Origin of the sequence: Cyanobium sp. NS01, assembly GCF_014280235.1 — a bacterium.
Classification (GTDB): domain Bacteria; phylum Cyanobacteriota; class Cyanobacteriia; order PCC-6307; family Cyanobiaceae; genus NIES-981.
Genome location: NZ_CP047940.1, coordinates 144,281 through 161,444 on the forward strand (window position 1 = coordinate 144,281; position 17,164 = coordinate 161,444).

Sequence of the window (17,164 nt, forward strand, 5' to 3'; positions counted from 1 at the left end):
CCGGTGTGCCGGGGTGGAACAACAATCCGGCTCCGATCATCCCCCTCCGCCTTCCGTCGCTGGCCCCCCTGCCCCCGGGCTGCAGGGCCATGTCACATCGGTCACGCCGTCGGCTGCCCTGGGTCACCTCTGATTCACGCTTTCTTCCTGGGTCGCAGCGGTCGATGGCGCTAGGGGTGGGGAGCAGCACTCACTTCCACTGGTGTGCCTGCGCTTCGGCCTGATTGGAGAGTGATCTGTTGCCCGATCCCCATCGTTTCACTGGCCACGCTGCCCCAGGTGGTTGGCGTCGGGGTCAGCGCTGGTTCCTGCTCTGGAACGGTGACGCCGGGGCAGATCCCGCTGGGGCGCAGGCCAGGCCTCAGGCCTCGGGCGAAGCCGCAGGTTGCAGACCGGCGTGGCGGCCAGGCCTGAGCTTCAGCGTTGCCTCCTTGCTGAAAAAGCGCCGAAACTCCAGAGAGTCTCAGCGCCAGAGATCGTTATCAAACGGGCTGAATCAGCCTTAGAAGGAGAACGTGGTTTTCAACATGCCACCAAAGGTGTCATCCGTGCCGGCGTTCTCGATGTAGAAAAAGGCGGGAGTCACCGCGATGTTGTCCGTGACCTGCCAGTTGTACCAGAGCTCGTAGGCCAGGTTGTCGTTCCCATCGCCCCCATCAACCCAGAGGCTGTTGCTGCAGGTTCCCACCGTGCCGCACTTGCCCCCATCCACCACTCCCACACTGCCGAGGGCCATGCCGAGGCTGTTGCCCTTGATGAACATGTCATCCCAGGTGAGGCCCACCATCCAGCTCCAAGCCTCATCGTTGGAGCGGCGGTCGATGTCCGACCAGCCAAAACCGGCGCTGATCGAAGGTACCCAGCCAGCTTCCTTCGGCTGCCAGTAGCCGCTCACGGCCACGTTATTGCTGGCGCTGGTGGGGAAGAGCTCGAACGGATCGTAGTCAGAGTAGGTATAGGCAATGGCACCGCCCCAGTTCTCTCCGATGTAGCCCCCCTGTGCGGTCACGATAAAGTCCCGCCCGGCGCCGACGGTTGAGTCGGAGGCTGCACCGATGTCAGACACGTAGGCCATGGTAAAAGCCCATCCTTCCTTCTGCCACTGCAGGCCGGCTCCGGCACCCTGGGTCTTGTTGTAGGTGGCCTGGGCGCCGGCGTAGTTGAAGATGTCGAGGCCCATGTCCACTGGATAGGCGGTGGGCCAGAGCACGATGTCGTCCTGGGCGACGTTGGCACCCACGGTGGCGATGAAGTTCTCACCGATGGGAAACTGATAGAAGAGGCGATCGATGAACACAGAGTCGGCGGAGTCCTCCTCACCGAAGCTGATGCCCAGGGCGGTGTTGCCGTTGCCGAACACCGAGCTGCCGAAGTTACCTGCCCGCAGGGTGGTGCGCAGCAGGTCCTTCCCGGAGAAGCTGGTGTCGAAGCTGAGCTGAACGTCGTAGTTGGCGGTGATGTTGTCACCAAAACCGGTGTTCCCGGCGCCACCCAGCACCATGGTGGCCTGACCGCTGAGCTTGGTGGTGGTGGAGAACTGGCTGGCCTCCAGCTCACCCACCTTGGCCTCAAGGCCGTCGACGCGGCCCTTGAGGATGGCCAGCTCCTTCTCGAACTCGGCCATCAGGCGCTTGAGCTCGTCGGTCACCTCGGTGACGCGGTCAAGGCAGGCGTTCAGCAGCGCAGCGGCTTCAAAACGGGTCATGGCCCGCTGGCCGCGGTAGGTGCCGTCGGGATACCCGGCGACGCAGCCGTAGCGCTCAATCAGGTTGGAGAGAGCCTGGTAGGCCCAATCCGTGGGTTGCACGTCCGAGAACTGGGAGATGCTGGTCACCTGCTCCTGGGAGGCGTACCGGTCAACGCCGTCGAAGTTGAGCTCGGCAGCCGTGGCGGCCACAGGGGCCAGCAGTCCAAGTGCTGCGGGGGCAACCAGCAGTTGCTGGAACAGGTGCATGGGTTCCTCACACGAAAAGGAAAGGTAAGCGTAGTAACGATTCTCATTCTCAACACAGTGGTCTGTGCCGGTGGGCCTTCTGGCTGGTTGGGTCAAGCGGGCTGTCGTCAGGCTCAGAGTTGCGCCCATTCCCCTGGCAGTACATTGGCCACGAGAGTGAATCCGCCTCGGCCATCCGGCTTGATCACATAGGCGATGCCTTGGGGATCTGGATAGATGCCAGTTGCCGATTCAAAAATGTCGTCATGGCCAACAATCACTGTGTTGCTGCCGCGTTCTGGAAGTTCAGTCAGTAAGGGAGTGACGTTCTTGTTCATCAAAGCAACCAAGTCATCGGTGTACTCCTCGTAGGGAAGAAAATTCAGACGTGAATCCTTCTTGTCATACCTTCCAAAGGCCAGGTTCGCCGTCTGCCAGGAGCGACAGTACTCGCTGGAGATCACTCTGCTCACGGGAATGCCCTTGGTCGTGAAGGCGGCACCAATATCTCTGGCATCCTGAATGCCCTGCTGGCTCAACTGACGCTGGGTCGAGCACTCGCCCAGGCTCATGTTGGGATCGGCTTGATCGGCATAGTCTTTCACCGTTTGAGCGTGGCGGAAATAGATGACATAGCCTCCCTGTTTCAGGGCTGATAGCAGCGCTTTGCCACTAATTCGATCTTGAAAGTCTGCGTTGGCCTGTTCACCAGGGGACAGCGCCTGAGCCAAGCGAAGTGGGGCAATGGTCTGGCCCCCTGTGCGCGTTGAGACGCGTTCAGATTCACTCACTGCAGTCCATGCAGGCTGATGGGCAGCCGACACTCCGATGATGCCCAAGGCAAGAGACAGGACTAGTCGGGACATGAAGCAAGACCTCTTTAGAACGGAACTAGAAGCGACTTGTTCAATGGAATCATGCTTGTCAGATCTCATCACCCATCCACAGATAAATGTTAGACGTTGGAGCACAGGCCAAGGAGCGCCAATCCGCGTCTGAACCCTATGGGATCAAGGAAGAAGCCGATGGCTTGTGCATCACTCCTGCAAGTGCTGATTGTTACAGGCTGGACACACTGAGTGCGCTCTTGATCGGTCAGGGTGACATTTCATACGTTTACGGGTGTCATGACCGATGCCATCTGCAGTCGAAATGGCTAAACAAGGTGTGTGGTTCAGGAGTAGAGGTCTGCATTGACCTGGCCAGATATCGGCAAAGGTGTGGCTGCCCTGCGGCGGTGGAGGTCCTGGCCCGGGCTCTGGCGCTCCGCCGCGGCGTACGTGAAACCAGGCGATCCAGCCAACCCATCCAGACTCGATGCGTCGTCGTTTCTGCTTGCTGAGGCTTGCCTGGAGGAACCACTCTGGGTTGTGGAGGTGAGCGCCCAGGCAGAACTCAGGGACAGGTTGATCAGCATGGGCCTGCATCGGGGTTGCCCACTGCGGGTGGTGATGCGCGCTGCCCGCGACTCCCATCTGGTGGCGGTCGCCAATGCCCGCCTGGCCCTGGATGGGGCGATGAGCCGAGCCATCCGGGTACGCCGCTCAGCCATCCAGATCGCCCCGGACGCGCCGTCAAGCTCCATTCCATCGCTCGCTTCATCCATGGACATGTCACCCCAGGGACCCACGCAGCAGTCCGGCTCAGCGCACCCGGTGGATCAGGTGCAGCTGCAGACCCTCCCCGCAGGCAGCCGCGGCCGTGTTCAGGGGTATCGGCAGGGATCGAGAAGTTACCGCCAGAAACTTCTGGCCATGGGTCTCACTCCTGGAACCGAGTTTGAAGTCACTCGCCATGCCCCGATGGGCGATCCGGTGGAATTGAAAGTGCGGGGATTCTCACTCATGCTGCGTAAGCATGAAGCTGACATGTTGATCGTTACGGTGTTACGCCATGCCTGAAGCCATCATCGCCCTTTGTGGCAATCCGAATTGTGGCAAGACAACCCTGTTCAACGAGCTGACTGGCACCAATCAGAGGGTTGGCAATTGGCCCGGAGTCACGGTCGAGCGCAAGGAAGGCCTGCTCGAGGTTGGTTCCATGCCGGTGCGGCTCGTGGATCTGCCTGGTATCTACTCGCTTGACCTGGCTGATTCCCACGGAGGCCTCGATGAAAAGGTGGCCAGGGATTATCTGACCTCCGGCAAGGTGAATCTGATCATTAATATTGTTGATGCCTCGAATCTGGAGCGGAATCTCTATCTCACTGCCCAGATCATGGAGATGCGTCTCCCCATGATCGTGGCCCTCAACATGATTGATGTGGCCGAAGAGGCGGGCTTCGCCACCGACAGCGTCGCCCTCTCCGAGCGGCTGGGATCCCCGGTCGTTCCGCTGGTGGCCGCAAAGGGCATCGGGGTGGAGAGCCTCCTGCATGGCGTGGAGCGTGAGCTGCAGAGCCCGACGCCACCCCGGCCCTATGTGGCCTACCCGCCAGTGGTGGAGGATGCCATCGCCGCCCTGATGCCCCAGCTCGGCTGCCTGAGCGCCGCTGTGGGCGCCGGCAGCCTCACGCCGGACCACCGCTGGCTGGCCCTCAAGCTTCTGGAGGGCGGTTCCCAGGGCGAGACCCTGCTGCAGGGCCGGCGCGAGCTGAGCCAGCAGGTGGCGAGCCATCGGCGCTGCATCCGCCAGGTTCTCCAGGACGACATCGATGTGGTCTTCGCTGACAGCCGCTACGGCTGGATCCGGCAGCTGGTCTCTGGCGTGGCCAGGCAGACCCGTCTCGTCAGCCGCAGTGTGTCAGACCGGATCGATCAGGTGGTGCTGAACCGCTGGCTGGGAATCCCCATCTTCCTGCTGGTGATGTATGCACTCTTTCTGGTGACAATCAACATCGGTGGAGCATTTATTGATTTCTTTGACATTGCTGCGGGCACCATCTTCGTGGATGGATTCGGCGCCCTGCTGGCTGCGGCTCAGATGCCTGAGTGGCTGATCCTGATCCTTGCCGGAGGTGTCGGCGCCGGCATCCAGACCGTAGCCACGTTCATTCCCATCATTGGAATCCTGTTCCTTTTTCTGGCCATCCTGGAGGATTCGGGCTACATGGCCCGGGCGGCCTTCGTGATGGATCGCTTCATGCGCGTGATCGGCCTGCCAGGCAAATCATTCGTACCCATGCTGATCGGATTTGGCTGTAATGTGCCTGCCATCATGGCCACCCGTACGCTTGAAAATAGGCGCGATCGATTGCTCACGATCATGATGAATCCCTTCATGTCCTGTGGAGCGCGACTGCCGGTCTATGCCCTATTCGCTGCGGCCTTTTTCCCTTTATCCGGTCAGAACGTGGTGTTTGGTCTTTACCTCATCGGTATTGCCATGGCCGTGCTCACCGGCCTGATCCTGAAAACCACCATCCTGCGTGGCCAGGCATCCCATTTCGTCATGGAGTTGCCGGCCTACCACATGCCCACCATCAAGGGAGTGCTGATCCGAGCCTGGGAGCGGTTGAAAAGCTTCATCATGCGGGCCGGAAAAGTGATTGTGATCATGGTGATGGTGCTCAGCATCCTCAGTTCAGTGGGTGTTGATGGCAGCTTTTCCAATGAGAACAGTGATCGATCTGTGCTCAGCAGCGTCAGCCGATCAATCACTCCTGTCTTCAGCCCTCTTGGCATCCGTCAGGAGAACTGGCCGGCCACGGTGGGAATCTTCACGGGTGTGTTTGCCAAGGAGGCCGTTGTGGGCACCCTTGATGCGCTCTATTCCACGCTTGGGGCCCAGGATGATGCGGCCCGAGGCCTCGCTCCCCAGGCCGACGACGACTTCCGCTTCTGGGATGGCCTGGCGGAGGCGGTGGCCACCATTCCAGCCAATCTCTCGGAGGTTCCCGCCATGCTGCTCGACCCCCTGGGCATCACTGTGGGTGATGTCAGCAACGTGGATTCAGCGGCCGAGGCGCAAGCGGTTGGGGTGGGAACGTTCGGCGCCATGGCCACCCGCTTCAACGGCAGGATCGGAGCTTTTGCCTACCTGATCTTTGTGCTGCTCTACTTCCCCTGTGTGGCCGCCATGGGGGCGGTCTACCGGGAAACCAACGGGGGCTGGACAGCCTTTGTCGGCCTCTGGACCACGGGTCTGGCCTACGCCGCATCCACCCTCTTCTATCAGGTGGGAACCTTTGCCAGCCATCCGCGCCTGTCCATGGGCTGGATTCTGGCCGTCATGGTGGCTGCTGCCCTCACCATTCTCGGCTTGAAGGCCATCGGCCCCCGGGCCGTGGACCCGGAGCGCGAGCGGCTGAATGATGCCTCTGCCCAAGCCCTGTGAGATCCAGATCCTGTGATTCTCAGTCTTCTTCAGAATTACTTAAGAGACCATCGAGCGGCTTCGCTCACCCAGGTGGAAGCCAGCCTGGGTGTACCAGCTGACGCTCTGCGAGGCATGTTGGATCTGCTGGAGCGTAAGGGCCGGGCCCAGCGCCTGCCTCGTGCGCAGCGCTGCCATGGCTGCTCGCTTTGCGATGAGAAAGCATTGGAGTTCTACCGCTGGATGGGCGACACGGACGTACCGGTTCAATGGCCCTGTCAGCAGGAGCAGTGTCCTCAGTGAGTCTCGCTGGAGATCGCTTCTGCATCATCCTTGCCGCCCATCGATCAGCTTGATGTGACTCTGCCCAGCACACTGAGGACATCCGCGATGCGCAAGCGACGATGAAAAGCGCTTGACAAAGTGGTACGCATGATCTAGTGTGGAACGTTAGATTCGACTCTGTAAATCATTTTCGGCGCGCAGCGCTGGCGACGCGATCAGGCCCTCGGCCTGCCTGGTGAACGCGCTGATCCGCCATGCGGCCCACACCCTTCAGTCCAGCGATCTCCTGTTGATACCAGTGTCCCAAGCCATGCGTGCCACACCCAGTCCGACCACATCCAGTCCGACCATGCCCAGCACCCTTGAGCGCTCGGCTTCCAGCCAGGCCTTCGGCGGCAGCAGCTTTGTGCTGGTGTACCACCGCTCTCCCTACGACCTGAAAACCGCTGCTGATGGCAGCACTGAGTTTGTCGACCAGAAGAGCCCGAACGGCATCATTCCCACCCTCCGCAACCTGTTTCTGGAGGAACGCTCCGGCACCTGGATTTCCTGGCGCCAGGATGAAGACGCCGCCAATGCTGCTGATGAACGGCTCACCGTTCCATCGGCCAACCCGTTCACGCTGAGACGGTTGCCGCTCACTGAAACGCAGATCTCAAGCTTTTATCATGTCACCTCGAAGGAATCCTTCTGGCCGATTCTTCACAGCTTTCCAGGCCTTTTCAGTGTTGATAACTCAGACTGGGACACCTTCGTAGGCGTCAACCAGTCGTTTGCCCGTGCGGCCTGTGAGGAGGCGGCGGAAGGGGCCACGATCTGGGTGCACGATTACAACCTCTGGCTGGCCCCAGCCCAGATCCGGGCCCTCCGGCCCGATGTGAGGATCGCCTTTTTCCATCACACACCATTCCCCTCCAACGACGTGTTCAGCATCCTGCCCTGGCGGGATGAAATTCTCGACAGCCTGCTCTGCTGCGACCTGGTGGGCTTCCACATTCCCCGCTACGCCGACAACTTCTCCCGCACCGCCATCAATCTGCGTGGCGCCCGCTGTGGGGATCCCGTGCCTGTGGCGGTCAAGTTCCGCCACCACGGCAGTGCCCTGGCCCAGCCCACGGTGTTGCCCTGGTTGGAGCACAACGGCCGTCGGGTGCACATCCAGGCCTCACCGGTTGGCACCTCTCCGGATGTGATTCGTGAGCTGAGAGACAGCACCGAGGTGCAGACGATGGCGACCCAGATCTCCGAGCAGCATGCCGGCCGCAAGTTGATCATCTCGGCCTCCCGGGTGGATTACACCAAGGGCAACGAGGAGATGCTGCTCTCCTATGAGCGGGTGCTGGAGCAGCAGCCCCAGTGGCACGGCCGGGTGGAGCTGTTCCTCGCCTGCGTGGCCGCCGCCAGTGGCATGCGCATCTATGAAGACATCCAGCGCTCGGTGGAGGAGATCGTGGGCCGCATCAATGGCCGCTTCGGCCGCATCGACTGGACCCCCGTGCGCCTCTCCACCCGCCGCACCCCCTACGACGAGCTGGTGGCCTGGTTCAGCCAGTCGGATGTGTGCTGGATCACGCCGCTGCGGGACGGCCTCAACCTGGTGGCGAAGGAATACGTCGCCGCCCGCCAGGGCCAGGGCGGGGTGCTCGTGCTCTCGGAATTCTCCGGAGCCTCGGTGGAACTGGAAGACGCCGTGGTCACCAACCCCTATTCCCACCGCAGCATGGACGCGGCCATCGTCGCCGCCCTGGAGATGCCCCTGGAGGAGCAGAAGCAGAGAATGGCCTCGATGTCGGAGGCGGTGGAGGAATTCACCGTGCAGCACTGGGCCGAACAGCAACTGGGCACCCTGCGCGCGATTTGAGCCTCCCCTCCAGACGCTGGCTCCTGGCCCTCGGCCTGATGCTCGGGATGGTGGTCGCCCTGGCCGGGGGCGTGGGTGGCTGGCGCAGCCTGGCCGGTGCTCAGGAGCCCACCACGGTGCGGGTGCTGATGCCCGCTCCCTTCGCCGATGCCACCGCCGAGCAGGTGGCGGCCTTCAACCGCGACCACCGCGATCTGCGCATCGCCGTGACCCGGGGCCCCTTTGAGACTGAGTCGGTGTCGGATCTGGCCATCAGCAGCCTGCTGCTGGGGGACAGCCCCTACGACCTGCTGCTGATGGACGTCACCTGGACGGCCAAGTACGCCGCCGCCGGCTGGTTGCTGCCCCTCGACGACTGGCTCGGCGCCGAGGCCCTCGAGCCTCTCGCCCCGGGCGCCCGCGCCGGCAACCGCATCGATGGCCGCCTCTGGCGCCTGCCCCTGGTGGCCGACATGGGCCTGCTCTACTGGCGCACCGACCTGATGGACGCCCCGCCCCGCACCCCCGCCGAGCTGGTGGCCGTGTCCGAGCAGCTGCAGCGCCAAGGCCGGGTGCGCTGGGGCTACGTGTGGCAGGGCCGCCAGTACGAAGGCCTCAGCTGCGTGTTCCTGGAGGTGTTGCACGGCTTCGGCGGGGCCTGGCAGGCCGACCAGCCCGGCATGGGATTGCTGACACCCGCCGCCGATCAGGCCGCCGCCTGGATGCGCTCCCTGATCGACACGGGCGTCAGCCCCGCCGCCGTGGCCAACTTCGCCGAACCGGAGGCCCTGCAGAGCTTCGAGGCCGGCGACGCCGCCCTGATGCGCAACTGGCCCTACGCCTGGCAGGAGCTGCAACGGCCCCAGAGCGCCGTGGCCGGCAAGGTGGGCGTCACCACCATGGTGGCCGAGCCCGGTCAGACCTCCGGCGCCACCCAGGGCAGCTGGGGACTCTCGGTGCTGGCCGGCACGGCCCATCCCGCCGAGGCCGTGCAGGTGCTGCAGGCCCTCAGCGGCGCCGAGAGCCAGCGCCAGCTGGTGCGGCGCTGGGGCTACACCCCCACCCTCACCGCCCTGTTCGACGACCCGGAGCTGGTGCTGGAGCGCCCCCTGCTGCCCGTGCTGCAGCAGGCCCTGGAGGCCGTGGTGCTGCGTCCGATCAACCCCGGCTACGCCCAGCTCAGCGACATCGTGCAGCGCCAGCTCAGTGGCGTGATCACCGGCGACACCCCGCCGGCCCAGGCGATGGACCGGGCTGGGCGAGCCAGCGAGCAGCTGCTGCAGGCGAGCGGCCAGGCGGCGCTGCGATGAGTGCGGCCCTCGCCCTGCTGCTGATCGCCCCGGCGCTGCTGCTGCTGCTGGCCGTGTTCGTGTGGCCGATCCTGGATTACGCCTGGCTGAGTCTGCAGGCCCAGTCGGTGTTCACGGGCCTGGAGCCCGTGCCGGTGGGGCTGGCCAACTGGCAGCGGCTGCTCGGCGACGGCCGCTTCTGGCAGGACGCCGCCCAGACCCTGCGCTTCGCGGTGGTGTCGGTGGGACTGGAGTTGCTGCTGGGGCTGGCCATCGCCCTGCTGCTGCACCAGCGCTGGCGGGGCCGGGGCCTGGTGCGCAGCCTCAGCCTGCTGCCCTGGGCCCTGCCCACCACCGTGATGGCCCTGGGCTGGCGCTGGATCTTCAACGACCCCAACGGGCCGATCAACGGCCTGCTGCAGACCATCGGCCTGCCGAGTCTGCCCTTCCTGGCATCGCCCCAGCTGGCCTGGCTGGCCGTGGTGCTGGCCGATGTCTGGAAAACCACTCCCTTCGTGGCCCTGCTGCTGCTGGCCGGGCTGCAGAGCATTCCGGCCGATCTCTACGAGGCCCTGGCCCTCGAGGGTGGCCGCCCCTGGCAGGCCCTGCGCTGGATCACCCTGCCGCTGCTGCGCCCCTACATCTTCATCGTGCTGCTGTTCCGCCTGGCCCAGGCCCTGGGGGTGTTCGATCTGGTGGCCGTGCTCACCGGCGGCGGCCCCGCCAGCAGCACCGAGAGCCTGGCCCTCTACGCCTACCTCAATGCCATGCGCTTTCTCGACTTCGGCTACAGCGCCACGGTGATGCTGGGCATGTTTGCTTTGCTGCTGGCCTGCGCCCTGGCCCTGGTGCTCAGCCAGCGCCGGCGGCGGGAGGGCGCGGCATGAGCCAGGCCCCTTCCCCCCGTGGCGGACGCCTGGCCCTGGTGGCGCTGCTGCTGATCTGGAGTCTGGCGCCCATGCTCTGGCAGCTCTACACCTCCCTGCGCACCCCGGAGGCCCTGCTGGCCGGCGCAGAGGCCCTGGGCCGCGGCTGGACCCTGGCCAACTACGGCGCCGTGCTGGGCAGCGATCCCCCCTTCTGGCGCTACCTGCTCAACAGCACCGTGGTGGGGGCCCTGAGCACCCTGCTCACCCTCGCCCTCGCCATCCCCTGTGCCTATGCCCTCAGCCGCCGCGGCGGCCTGCTGCGGCTGCTGATGGGCGGTGGCCTGCTGGCGGCGGCGGTGTTCCCCTACGTGCTGCTGTTTCTGGCCCTGCTGCAGGTGGCGCGGCAGCTGGGGCTGGCCAACAACCTGCTGGCCCTGTGCCTGCCCTACGCCGGTCTGTCGCTGCCCCTGGCCCTGCTGCTGTTGCAGGCGGCCTTTGCGGAGCTGCCGCGGGAGCTGGAGGAGAACGCCGTGCTGGAGGGCTTCAGCCTCTGGCAGCGGCTGCGCTGGATCCTGCTGCCGCTGATGGGGCCCTCGGTGGTGAGCACGGCGCTGCTGGTGTTCCTGTTCAGCTGGAACGAGTTTCCGATCGCTCTCACCTGGCTCAGCCGCAGTGAGCTGCTCACCCTGGCGCCGGCCATGGCCCGCATCGCCGGCTCCTCGGTGTTTACGGTGCCCTACGGCGCCTTCGCCGCCGCCACCGTGCTGGGCAGCGTGCCACTGCTGGCCCTGTTGCTGCTGTTCCAGCGCCAGATCGTGGCCGGCCTCACCCAGGGAGCGATCAAGGGATGAGCAGCGCACCAGCCCCTGCCCTGCGCCTCGAAGGCCTCGAACGCCGCCTCGGCCAGCGCTCGATCCTGGCGGGCATCGACCTGCGGGTGGAGCCGGGCGAATGTGTGGCGCTGCTGGGGCCGAGCGGTTGCGGCAAGAGCACGATCCTGCGGCTGATCGCCGGCCTCGATCAGCCCGATGGCGGCCGCATCCTGCTGGGTGAGCGCGACATCACCGCCCTGCCGGCCAGGCGGCGCCAGGTGGCCATGGTGTTCCAGAGCTATGCGCTCTACCCCCACCTGAGCGTGGCCCGCAACCTCTCCCTGGGCATGGAACTGCGGGGGGTGTCGCGGCAGCAGCGGCAGCTGGAGATCGCCCGGGTGCTGGCCATGCTGCAGCTGGAGGACCAGAGCCAGCGCCGCCCCGCCGACCTCTCGGGCGGCCAGCGCCAGCGGGTTGCCCTGGCCCGGGCCCTGCTGCGCCAGCCGCGGGTGTTCCTGCTGGATGAACCGATGAGCAACCTCGATGCCCAGCTGCGCGAGGAGCTGCGGCCCCAGCTGCGCACGATCCTCTGCGGCAGCCAGGCTCCGGTGGTTTATGTGACCCACGACCAGCAGGAGGCCATGGGCATCGCCGACCGCATCGCCGTGCTGCAGCAGGGACGCCTGCAGCAGTGCGGCACGCCCCAGGAGCTCTATGGCACGCCCGCCAACGTGGCGGTGGCGCGCTTCATCGGCCGGCCCCAGATCAACCTGCTGCCGATGCAGCACGGCCTCCTGGTGGGCATCCGCCCCGAGCACCTGTATCCAGTCACCGAGGGCGGTCTGCCGGTGCAGGTGCTCAGCCGCGAGTGGCACGGTGCCAGCCAGCAGCTCACGCTCAGCAGCCCCCACGGCGAGCTGCGCTGGACCTGCGACGGCAGCCAGCCGATCGCCAGCACGCTGCAGCTGGGCTGGGACCGGCGCCATGAACATCGCTTCCAGCAGGCCAGCGGGCTGCGCTGCTGAGGCCCGGGTGCTGGCGCTGGCGGCCATTTGCGCTTAAACCAAGACAGAGCGAGAGGGTCTGGATGCCTGATGCCTGATCCGGTGGCGCACTGGTGGGAAGGCTGTGTGATCTACCAGTTGCTGCCGCGCAGTTTCGCCGATGCCAATGGTGACGGCATCGGCGATCTGGCCGGCATCAGGGAGAGGCTGCCCTACCTGAGCTGGCTGGGGGTGGACGCGATCTGGATGACGCCGATCTACCCCTCTCCGCTCAAGGACGGCGGCTACGACATCACCGACTTCAAGTCGATCCACCCTGATCTGGGCTGCATGGCCGACCTGCGCCAGCTGCTGGAGCGGGCCCATCGGCTCGGCATCAAGGTGGTGCTCGATCTGGTGCTGAACCACACCAGCGTGCTGCACCCCTGGTTCCAGCGGGCCCGCTGGGCTCCGAGCGGCAGCTCCGAGCGCAACTTCTACGTGTGGCGGGATCGCGACGACGGCTACGCCGACGCCCCCGTGCTGTTCCGCCGCTACGAGAGCTCCAACTGGGAGTGGGATGAGGTGGCGGGGCAGTACTTCCTGCATCGCTTCCTGCGCCACCAGCCCGACCTCAACTACGCCAACCCCGCCGTGCAGGAGGAGATGCTGGCGGTGGTGGACTTCTGGTTGGAGCAGGGGATCGACGGCTTCCGGCTCGACGCCGTGCCCTTCCTGTTCGAGGAGGAGGGCAGCCGCTGCGAGGGCCTGCCTGAGACCCACGCCTTCCTGCGGCGGGTGCGGCAGCGGGTGGACGCCTGCGACCGCGACGTGCTGCTGCTGGCCGAGGCGATCCAGCCGGTGCAGGAGTCGGCTCCCTACCTGGCGGAGGGGGAGCTGCATGCGGCCTTCGAGTTCGCCCTCACCGCCCACCTGTTCGCGGCGGTGGCCCAGGGGCGCTGCGACCAGCTCTACACCTGCCTGCGCGAGGCCCAGAACGCCGTACCGGGCTGCCGCTGGGCCCTGCCCCTGCGCAACCACGACGAGCTGTGGCTGGGCGATGGCCACCTGGTGAGCGATGCGGTGGTGGAGGCGGTGTGCACGGGCTTCCCCAACGCCGAGGGCCACTGGCTGAACTGGGGCATCAACCGTCGGCTGGCGCCGATGCTCAACGGTGATCCGCGCCCCAACACCCTGCTGCACAGCCTCATCTACAGCCTGCCCGGCATCCCCTGCCTCTACTACGGCGATGAGCTGGGCATGGGCGACTGGCCCGGGCTGCGCGACCGCGATGCCAACCGCACGCCGATGGCCTGGACGCGGGACCGCGCCGGCGGCTTCTCCACGGCACCCGATCCCCTGCTGGTGCTGCCGCCGATCACCGCCCCCGGCTACGACTACCGGGTGGTGAACGTGGCCGTGCAGCAACAGCTCTCCGGCTCCCTGCTCAACTGGCATCACCGCATGCTCACCAGCCGCCAGCAGTTGCCGGCCCTGCGGCTGGGGGATTTCCAGCTGCTGGAGAGCGACCACCCCTCCGTGTTGAGCTACGCCCGCAGCACCGGCGACATGACCATGGTGGTGGCGGCCAATGTGTCGGGCACGGGAGCCTCCACCCAGCTCGATCTGGGCCAGTGGCGGGGCAGCCGCATGCGCGAGGTGGTGTGGGGCTGCGAGTTTCCCGCCGCCAGTGACAGCTGGTTCATCTACCTGCCCGCCTACGGCTTCTTCTGGTGGCTCGTGGGCGAAGCGGACATGGTGGCCGAGGCCAGCGAGCCGCCTCAGCCCGAAAGGGCGGAGCCGGTGGCCGCCAGCTCCTGATCCAGCAGCCGCTGCACCTCGGGCCGCAGTCGTTCGGCCTCGGCGCTGTCCACGAAGCCGAGGCGGCAGCGCCGCCAGAGCACGTCGTCGCTGCTGCGGGCCCACTCGTGGCGCACGGCGTGGCGCACTTCGGCGGCGGTGAGAGGAATCACCGGGCTCAGGGGTTCCCTTTCCTGGGGCGAGGCGGCGCAGGCCAGCACCGCCTCGGCCTGCAACCCGTGGCTGGCGAGCAGATGCTGCACCAGGGCCGCCGGGTGCTCAGCGCCGAGGCGCTGCTCCAGGGCGGCGAGCCCCCGGCGGGTGGACTCAGGCTCCTCTTCGGCACCCAGGATGGGCGTGGGTCCGGCGGGCTCCGCCAGGGGACGGCCCAGCTGGGCTGCCACGGCCTTCAGGCCATCGAGGGCCATGGGGCGGCAGGTGGTCCACTTGCCGCCCATCACGCTGATCAGTCCGGAGGGGAGCTGCTCCACCTCGTGCTCGCGCACCACGGTGGAGGTTTCCGGGGCTGCACCCGCGGCAGCGGGGCTGGCGGCGCTGGCCGGGCGCAGCAGGGGGCGGGCGCCGGCCCAGCGGCTGCACACCTGCGGCTCTCCGTGCTGGGGGAACCAGCGCCGCACGTAGCTGAGCAGGTAGGCCTCCTCCTCGGCGCTGGGGGCGTTGGCCTCCCCGACCGGGCAGGAGGTGTCGGTGGTGCCCACCAGGGTGCGGCCGAAGAAGGGCAGCACGAACAGCACCCGGCCGTCGTCGGTGGCGGGAATCAACAGGCCGGTGCCGCCGGGGCAGAGGTTTCCCTTCAGCACCAGGTGGATGCCACGGCTGGCCTGCAGCCTTGGGCCCTGGTCGGGATCGGCCATGCGGCGGATCGCGTCGGCGCCGATGCCGGTGGCGTTCAGCACCACCCGGGCCTGCAGCTCGCGGCGCTCGCCTGTCTGCAGGTCTTCCACCACCGCGCCGCTGAGGCGGCCCTGCTGGCGCAGCAGCTCCACCACCCGGGTGCGGGTGTGCACGCTCGCGCCGAGGCCCGCGGCGGTGCGGGCGATCAACAGATTGAGCCGGGCATCGTCGAACTGGCCATCGCTGTAGGCCACGCCGCTGTAGCCGGGAGCCAGCTCGGGCAACTGCTGCTGCACGGTGCCGCGGGCCAGCCAGCGGCTGGCGCCGATGCCGCGGCGCCCGGCCAACAGGTCGTAGAGCCCCAGGCCGATGCCGTAGTAAGCCTGCTGAATGAAGCCGGCGGTGGGCAGCAGCAGCTCCAGCCGGTGGGCCAGAAACGGCACCGCCTCCAGCCAGTGGCCCCGCTCCCCCAGTGCCTCCCGCACCAGCTGCAGCTGGCGCCAGTCCAGCCGGCGGAAGGCCAGTTCCAGGTAGCGCACGCCGCCGTGCAGCAGCTTGGTGCTGCGGCTGCTGGTGCCCTGGGCGATGTCGCCCGCCTCCACCAGGGTCACCGAGAGGCCACGGCGCACGGCCTCAAGCGCCACGCTGGTCCCGGTGGCCCCGCCACCGATCACGAGCAGATCCACGGTCATCAGTCTGCTCCGGAAGGGGTTACCACTTGAGCCTGCTGCAGGTCGGGTTCATGCCAGTGCAGGCTGCGCTCCACGGCGGACCGCCAGCGCTGCTGCCGATGTTGGCGCTGCTCCGGGCTGATTGCGGGCTCAAAGCGCCGGGCACCGGGGGCCTCGGCCAGGTCGCTCCAGGCGCCCAGGCCCTCCAGCTCTCCAGCCTGCACCCCGGCCAGCAGGGCCACGCCCCGCGCCGTGCTCTCCAGGTCGGCCCGACGCCGCACCGGCAGGCCGGTGGCATCGGCCTGGGCCTGGAGCAGCAGATCGGCGGCTGCGGCTCCGCCATCGGCAGCGAGCTCCTGCAGGGGCTCGCCCAGGGCTTCTTCGGCCAGCTCCACCAGGGTGGCCACCGCCAGGGCGATCCCCTCCAGGGTGGCCCGGGCGAGCTGGGCCGGGCCGGTGTCGCGGCTGAGGCCGATCAGCAGGCCCCGCGCCGCCGGATCCCAGTGGGGCGTGCCCCAGCCGGTGAAGGCGGGCACCAGCATCACGCCGCCGCTGCTGCTGCAGCTGGCCGCCAGGGCGTTCACCTGGTCGGAGCGCTCGATCAGCCGCAGACCGTCGCGCAGCCACTGAATGGCGGTGCCGGCGTTGAAAAGGCTGCCCTCCAGGCAGTAGGTGGGCCGGCCGGCGGCATCGGTCCAGCCGACGGTGCTGAGCAGGCCGGCGTCGGAGCGCTGGATCGTGGCGCCGGTGTTGATCACCAGGAAGGCGCCGGTGCCGTAGGTGCACTTGCCCTCGCCGCTGGTCAGGCAGCTCTGGCCCAGGGTGGCGGCCTGCTGGTCTCCCAGCACCGCCGTGATCGGCACGCCGGCAAAGGGCAGCCCCGCCGCGATCGTGCCGAAGGCGGCCTGGCTCGGCAGCAGCTCCGGCAGGGCATCGGGCGGCACCCCCAGGCTGGAGGCGAGCTCGAGATCCCAGCGCAGCTGCTCCAGGTCCATCAGCAGGGTGCGGCTGGCATTGCTGCAGTCGGTGGCGTGGCGTCCGCACAGCCGCCACAGCAGCCAGCTGTCCACTGTGCCGAAACACAGCTCCCCGGCCGCCGCTGCCGCCGCCGCCGCCGGCAGCTCCCGCAGCAGCCACACAACCTTGCTGGCGCTGAAGTAGGGGTCCACCAGCAGGCCGGTGCGCTGGCGGATGGTGGCTTCCAGCCCCTGCTGCTTCCAGGCGGCGCAGAGGGCGGCGGTGCGGCCGTCCTGCCACACGATCGCCGGGGCCAGGGGCTCCTGCGTGCCCCGGCGCCAGAGCACGGTGGTTTCACGCTGGTTGGCGATCCCGCAGGCCACCACGGCGCGGCGCTGCTCCGGGCTGATCGCCTGCTCCAGCTGCTGCAGGGCGGCCAGCTGGCTCTGCCAGATCGCCTCCGGGTGCTGCTCCACCCAGCCATCCGCCGGGTAATGGCACTCCAGGGGGGCACCGCAGCAGGCCACCTGCTGGCCCTGGTGGTCGTACAGCGCCGCCCGGGAACTGGTGGTGCCCTGGTCGATGCTCAGAAAGAGGGCAGAACCCATGCAGCCAC

At 66.7% G+C, this 17,164-nt stretch carries 13 protein-coding genes; 9 read left to right on the plus strand and 4 right to left on the minus strand.

Annotated elements, in window-relative coordinates; all coding sequences use genetic code 11:
• Positions 1 to 502: 502 nt before the first annotated feature.
• The gene (locus tag CyaNS01_RS00685) at positions 503 to 1,954 is read right to left on the minus strand and encodes an iron uptake porin (RefSeq protein ID WP_186698060.1); all 1,452 of its coding nucleotides are present in this window, start codon (positions 1,952 to 1,954) and stop codon (positions 503 to 505) included.
• A 113-nt stretch (positions 1,955 to 2,067) separates the two neighbouring features.
• Entirely contained in the window at positions 2,068 to 2,772 is a 705-nt protein-coding gene (locus tag CyaNS01_RS00690; RefSeq protein WP_225875717.1) for a histidine phosphatase family protein, read from the minus strand.
• A 441-nt stretch (positions 2,773 to 3,213) separates the two neighbouring features.
• On the opposite strand from CyaNS01_RS00690, the gene CyaNS01_RS00695 reads away from it, so the two are divergent.
• The 9 genes from CyaNS01_RS00695 (at position 3,214) to CyaNS01_RS00735 (ending at position 14,086) form a co-directional block, all read left to right on the plus strand.
• A complete protein-coding gene (locus tag CyaNS01_RS00695; RefSeq protein ID WP_225875718.1) occupies positions 3,214 to 3,834 on the plus strand; it encodes a FeoA family protein in 621 nt (206 codons plus the stop codon).
• Positions 3,827 to 6,208, plus strand: coding sequence for a Fe(2+) transporter permease subunit FeoB (feoB, locus tag CyaNS01_RS00700; protein ID WP_186698064.1), 2,382 nt, complete (start codon positions 3,827 to 3,829; stop codon positions 6,206 to 6,208). Before CyaNS01_RS00695 ends, feoB begins: the two co-directional genes overlap by 8 nt.
• A 12-nt stretch (positions 6,209 to 6,220) precedes the next feature.
• Positions 6,221 to 6,490, plus strand: coding sequence for a FeoC-like transcriptional regulator (locus CyaNS01_RS14875; protein ID WP_186698066.1), 270 nt, complete (start codon positions 6,221 to 6,223; stop codon positions 6,488 to 6,490).
• A 331-nt stretch (positions 6,491 to 6,821) separates the two neighbouring features.
• The gene (ggpS, locus tag CyaNS01_RS00710) at positions 6,822 to 8,333 is read left to right on the plus strand and encodes a glucosylglycerol-phosphate synthase (protein WP_186698067.1); all 1,512 of its coding nucleotides are present in this window, start codon (positions 6,822 to 6,824) and stop codon (positions 8,331 to 8,333) included.
• A gap of 38 nt (positions 8,334 to 8,371) precedes the next feature.
• Positions 8,372 to 9,622, plus strand: a complete 1,251-nt coding sequence (locus tag CyaNS01_RS00715; RefSeq protein ID WP_186700015.1) for an ABC transporter substrate-binding protein — start codon at positions 8,372 to 8,374, stop codon at positions 9,620 to 9,622.
• On the plus strand, positions 9,619 to 10,488 hold the full coding sequence (locus CyaNS01_RS00720) for a carbohydrate ABC transporter permease (RefSeq protein WP_186698069.1): 870 nt from the start codon (positions 9,619 to 9,621) through the stop codon (positions 10,486 to 10,488). Before CyaNS01_RS00715 ends, CyaNS01_RS00720 begins: the two co-directional genes overlap by 4 nt.
• Positions 10,485 to 11,321 carry a carbohydrate ABC transporter permease gene (locus CyaNS01_RS00725; protein WP_186698071.1) on the plus strand — a complete coding sequence of 279 codons (837 nt, stop codon included), beginning with the start codon at positions 10,485 to 10,487 and terminating at the stop codon, positions 11,319 to 11,321. Before CyaNS01_RS00720 ends, CyaNS01_RS00725 begins: the two co-directional genes overlap by 4 nt.
• Complete coding sequence (locus CyaNS01_RS00730) at positions 11,318 to 12,307, plus strand: ABC transporter ATP-binding protein (protein ID WP_186698073.1); 990 nt, start codon at positions 11,318 to 11,320, stop codon at positions 12,305 to 12,307. Before CyaNS01_RS00725 ends, CyaNS01_RS00730 begins: the two co-directional genes overlap by 4 nt.
• A 69-nt stretch (positions 12,308 to 12,376) precedes the next feature.
• Positions 12,377 to 14,086: an alpha-amylase family protein gene (locus CyaNS01_RS00735; RefSeq protein ID WP_186698075.1), complete on the plus strand. Its 1,710-nt coding sequence runs from the start codon at positions 12,377 to 12,379 to the stop codon at positions 14,084 to 14,086.
• Here the strand turns inward: CyaNS01_RS00735 and CyaNS01_RS00740 are convergent.
• Together CyaNS01_RS00740 and CyaNS01_RS00745 are read right to left on the minus strand one after the other, a co-directional pair.
• The gene (locus tag CyaNS01_RS00740; RefSeq protein WP_186698076.1) at positions 14,047 to 15,612 is read right to left on the minus strand and encodes a glycerol-3-phosphate dehydrogenase/oxidase; all 1,566 of its coding nucleotides are present in this window, start codon (positions 15,610 to 15,612) and stop codon (positions 14,047 to 14,049) included. The two genes, CyaNS01_RS00735 and CyaNS01_RS00740, sit on opposite strands and share 40 nt — an antisense overlap.
• Complete coding sequence (locus tag CyaNS01_RS00745; protein WP_186698078.1) at positions 15,612 to 17,156, minus strand: glycerol kinase GlpK; 1,545 nt, start codon at positions 17,154 to 17,156, stop codon at positions 15,612 to 15,614. Before CyaNS01_RS00745 ends, CyaNS01_RS00740 begins: the two co-directional genes overlap by 1 nt.
• Between the last annotated feature and the right edge of the window lie 8 nt (positions 17,157 to 17,164).

Coding starts and splice junctions, on each gene's coding strand:
- CyaNS01_RS00685 (WP_186698060.1), bottom strand. CDS start 1,954: ATGCACCTGTTCCAGCAACTGCTGGTTGCCCCCGCAGCACTTGGACTG.
- feoB (WP_186698064.1), top strand. CDS start 3,827: ATGCCTGAAGCCATCATCGCCCTTTGTGGCAATCCGAATTGTGGCAAG.
- ggpS (WP_186698067.1), top strand. CDS start 6,822: ATGCCCAGCACCCTTGAGCGCTCGGCTTCCAGCCAGGCCTTCGGCGGC.
- CyaNS01_RS00715 (WP_186700015.1), top strand. CDS start 8,372: ATGCTCGGGATGGTGGTCGCCCTGGCCGGGGGCGTGGGTGGCTGGCGC.
- CyaNS01_RS00720 (WP_186698069.1), top strand. CDS start 9,619: ATGAGTGCGGCCCTCGCCCTGCTGCTGATCGCCCCGGCGCTGCTGCTG.
- CyaNS01_RS00725 (WP_186698071.1), top strand. CDS start 10,485: ATGAGCCAGGCCCCTTCCCCCCGTGGCGGACGCCTGGCCCTGGTGGCG.
- CyaNS01_RS00730 (WP_186698073.1), top strand. CDS start 11,318: ATGAGCAGCGCACCAGCCCCTGCCCTGCGCCTCGAAGGCCTCGAACGC.
- CyaNS01_RS00735 (WP_186698075.1), top strand. CDS start 12,377: ATGCCTGATCCGGTGGCGCACTGGTGGGAAGGCTGTGTGATCTACCAG.
- CyaNS01_RS00740 (WP_186698076.1), bottom strand. CDS start 15,612: ATGACCGTGGATCTGCTCGTGATCGGTGGCGGGGCCACCGGGACCAGC.
- CyaNS01_RS00745 (WP_186698078.1), bottom strand. CDS start 17,156: ATGGGTTCTGCCCTCTTTCTGAGCATCGACCAGGGCACCACCAGTTCC.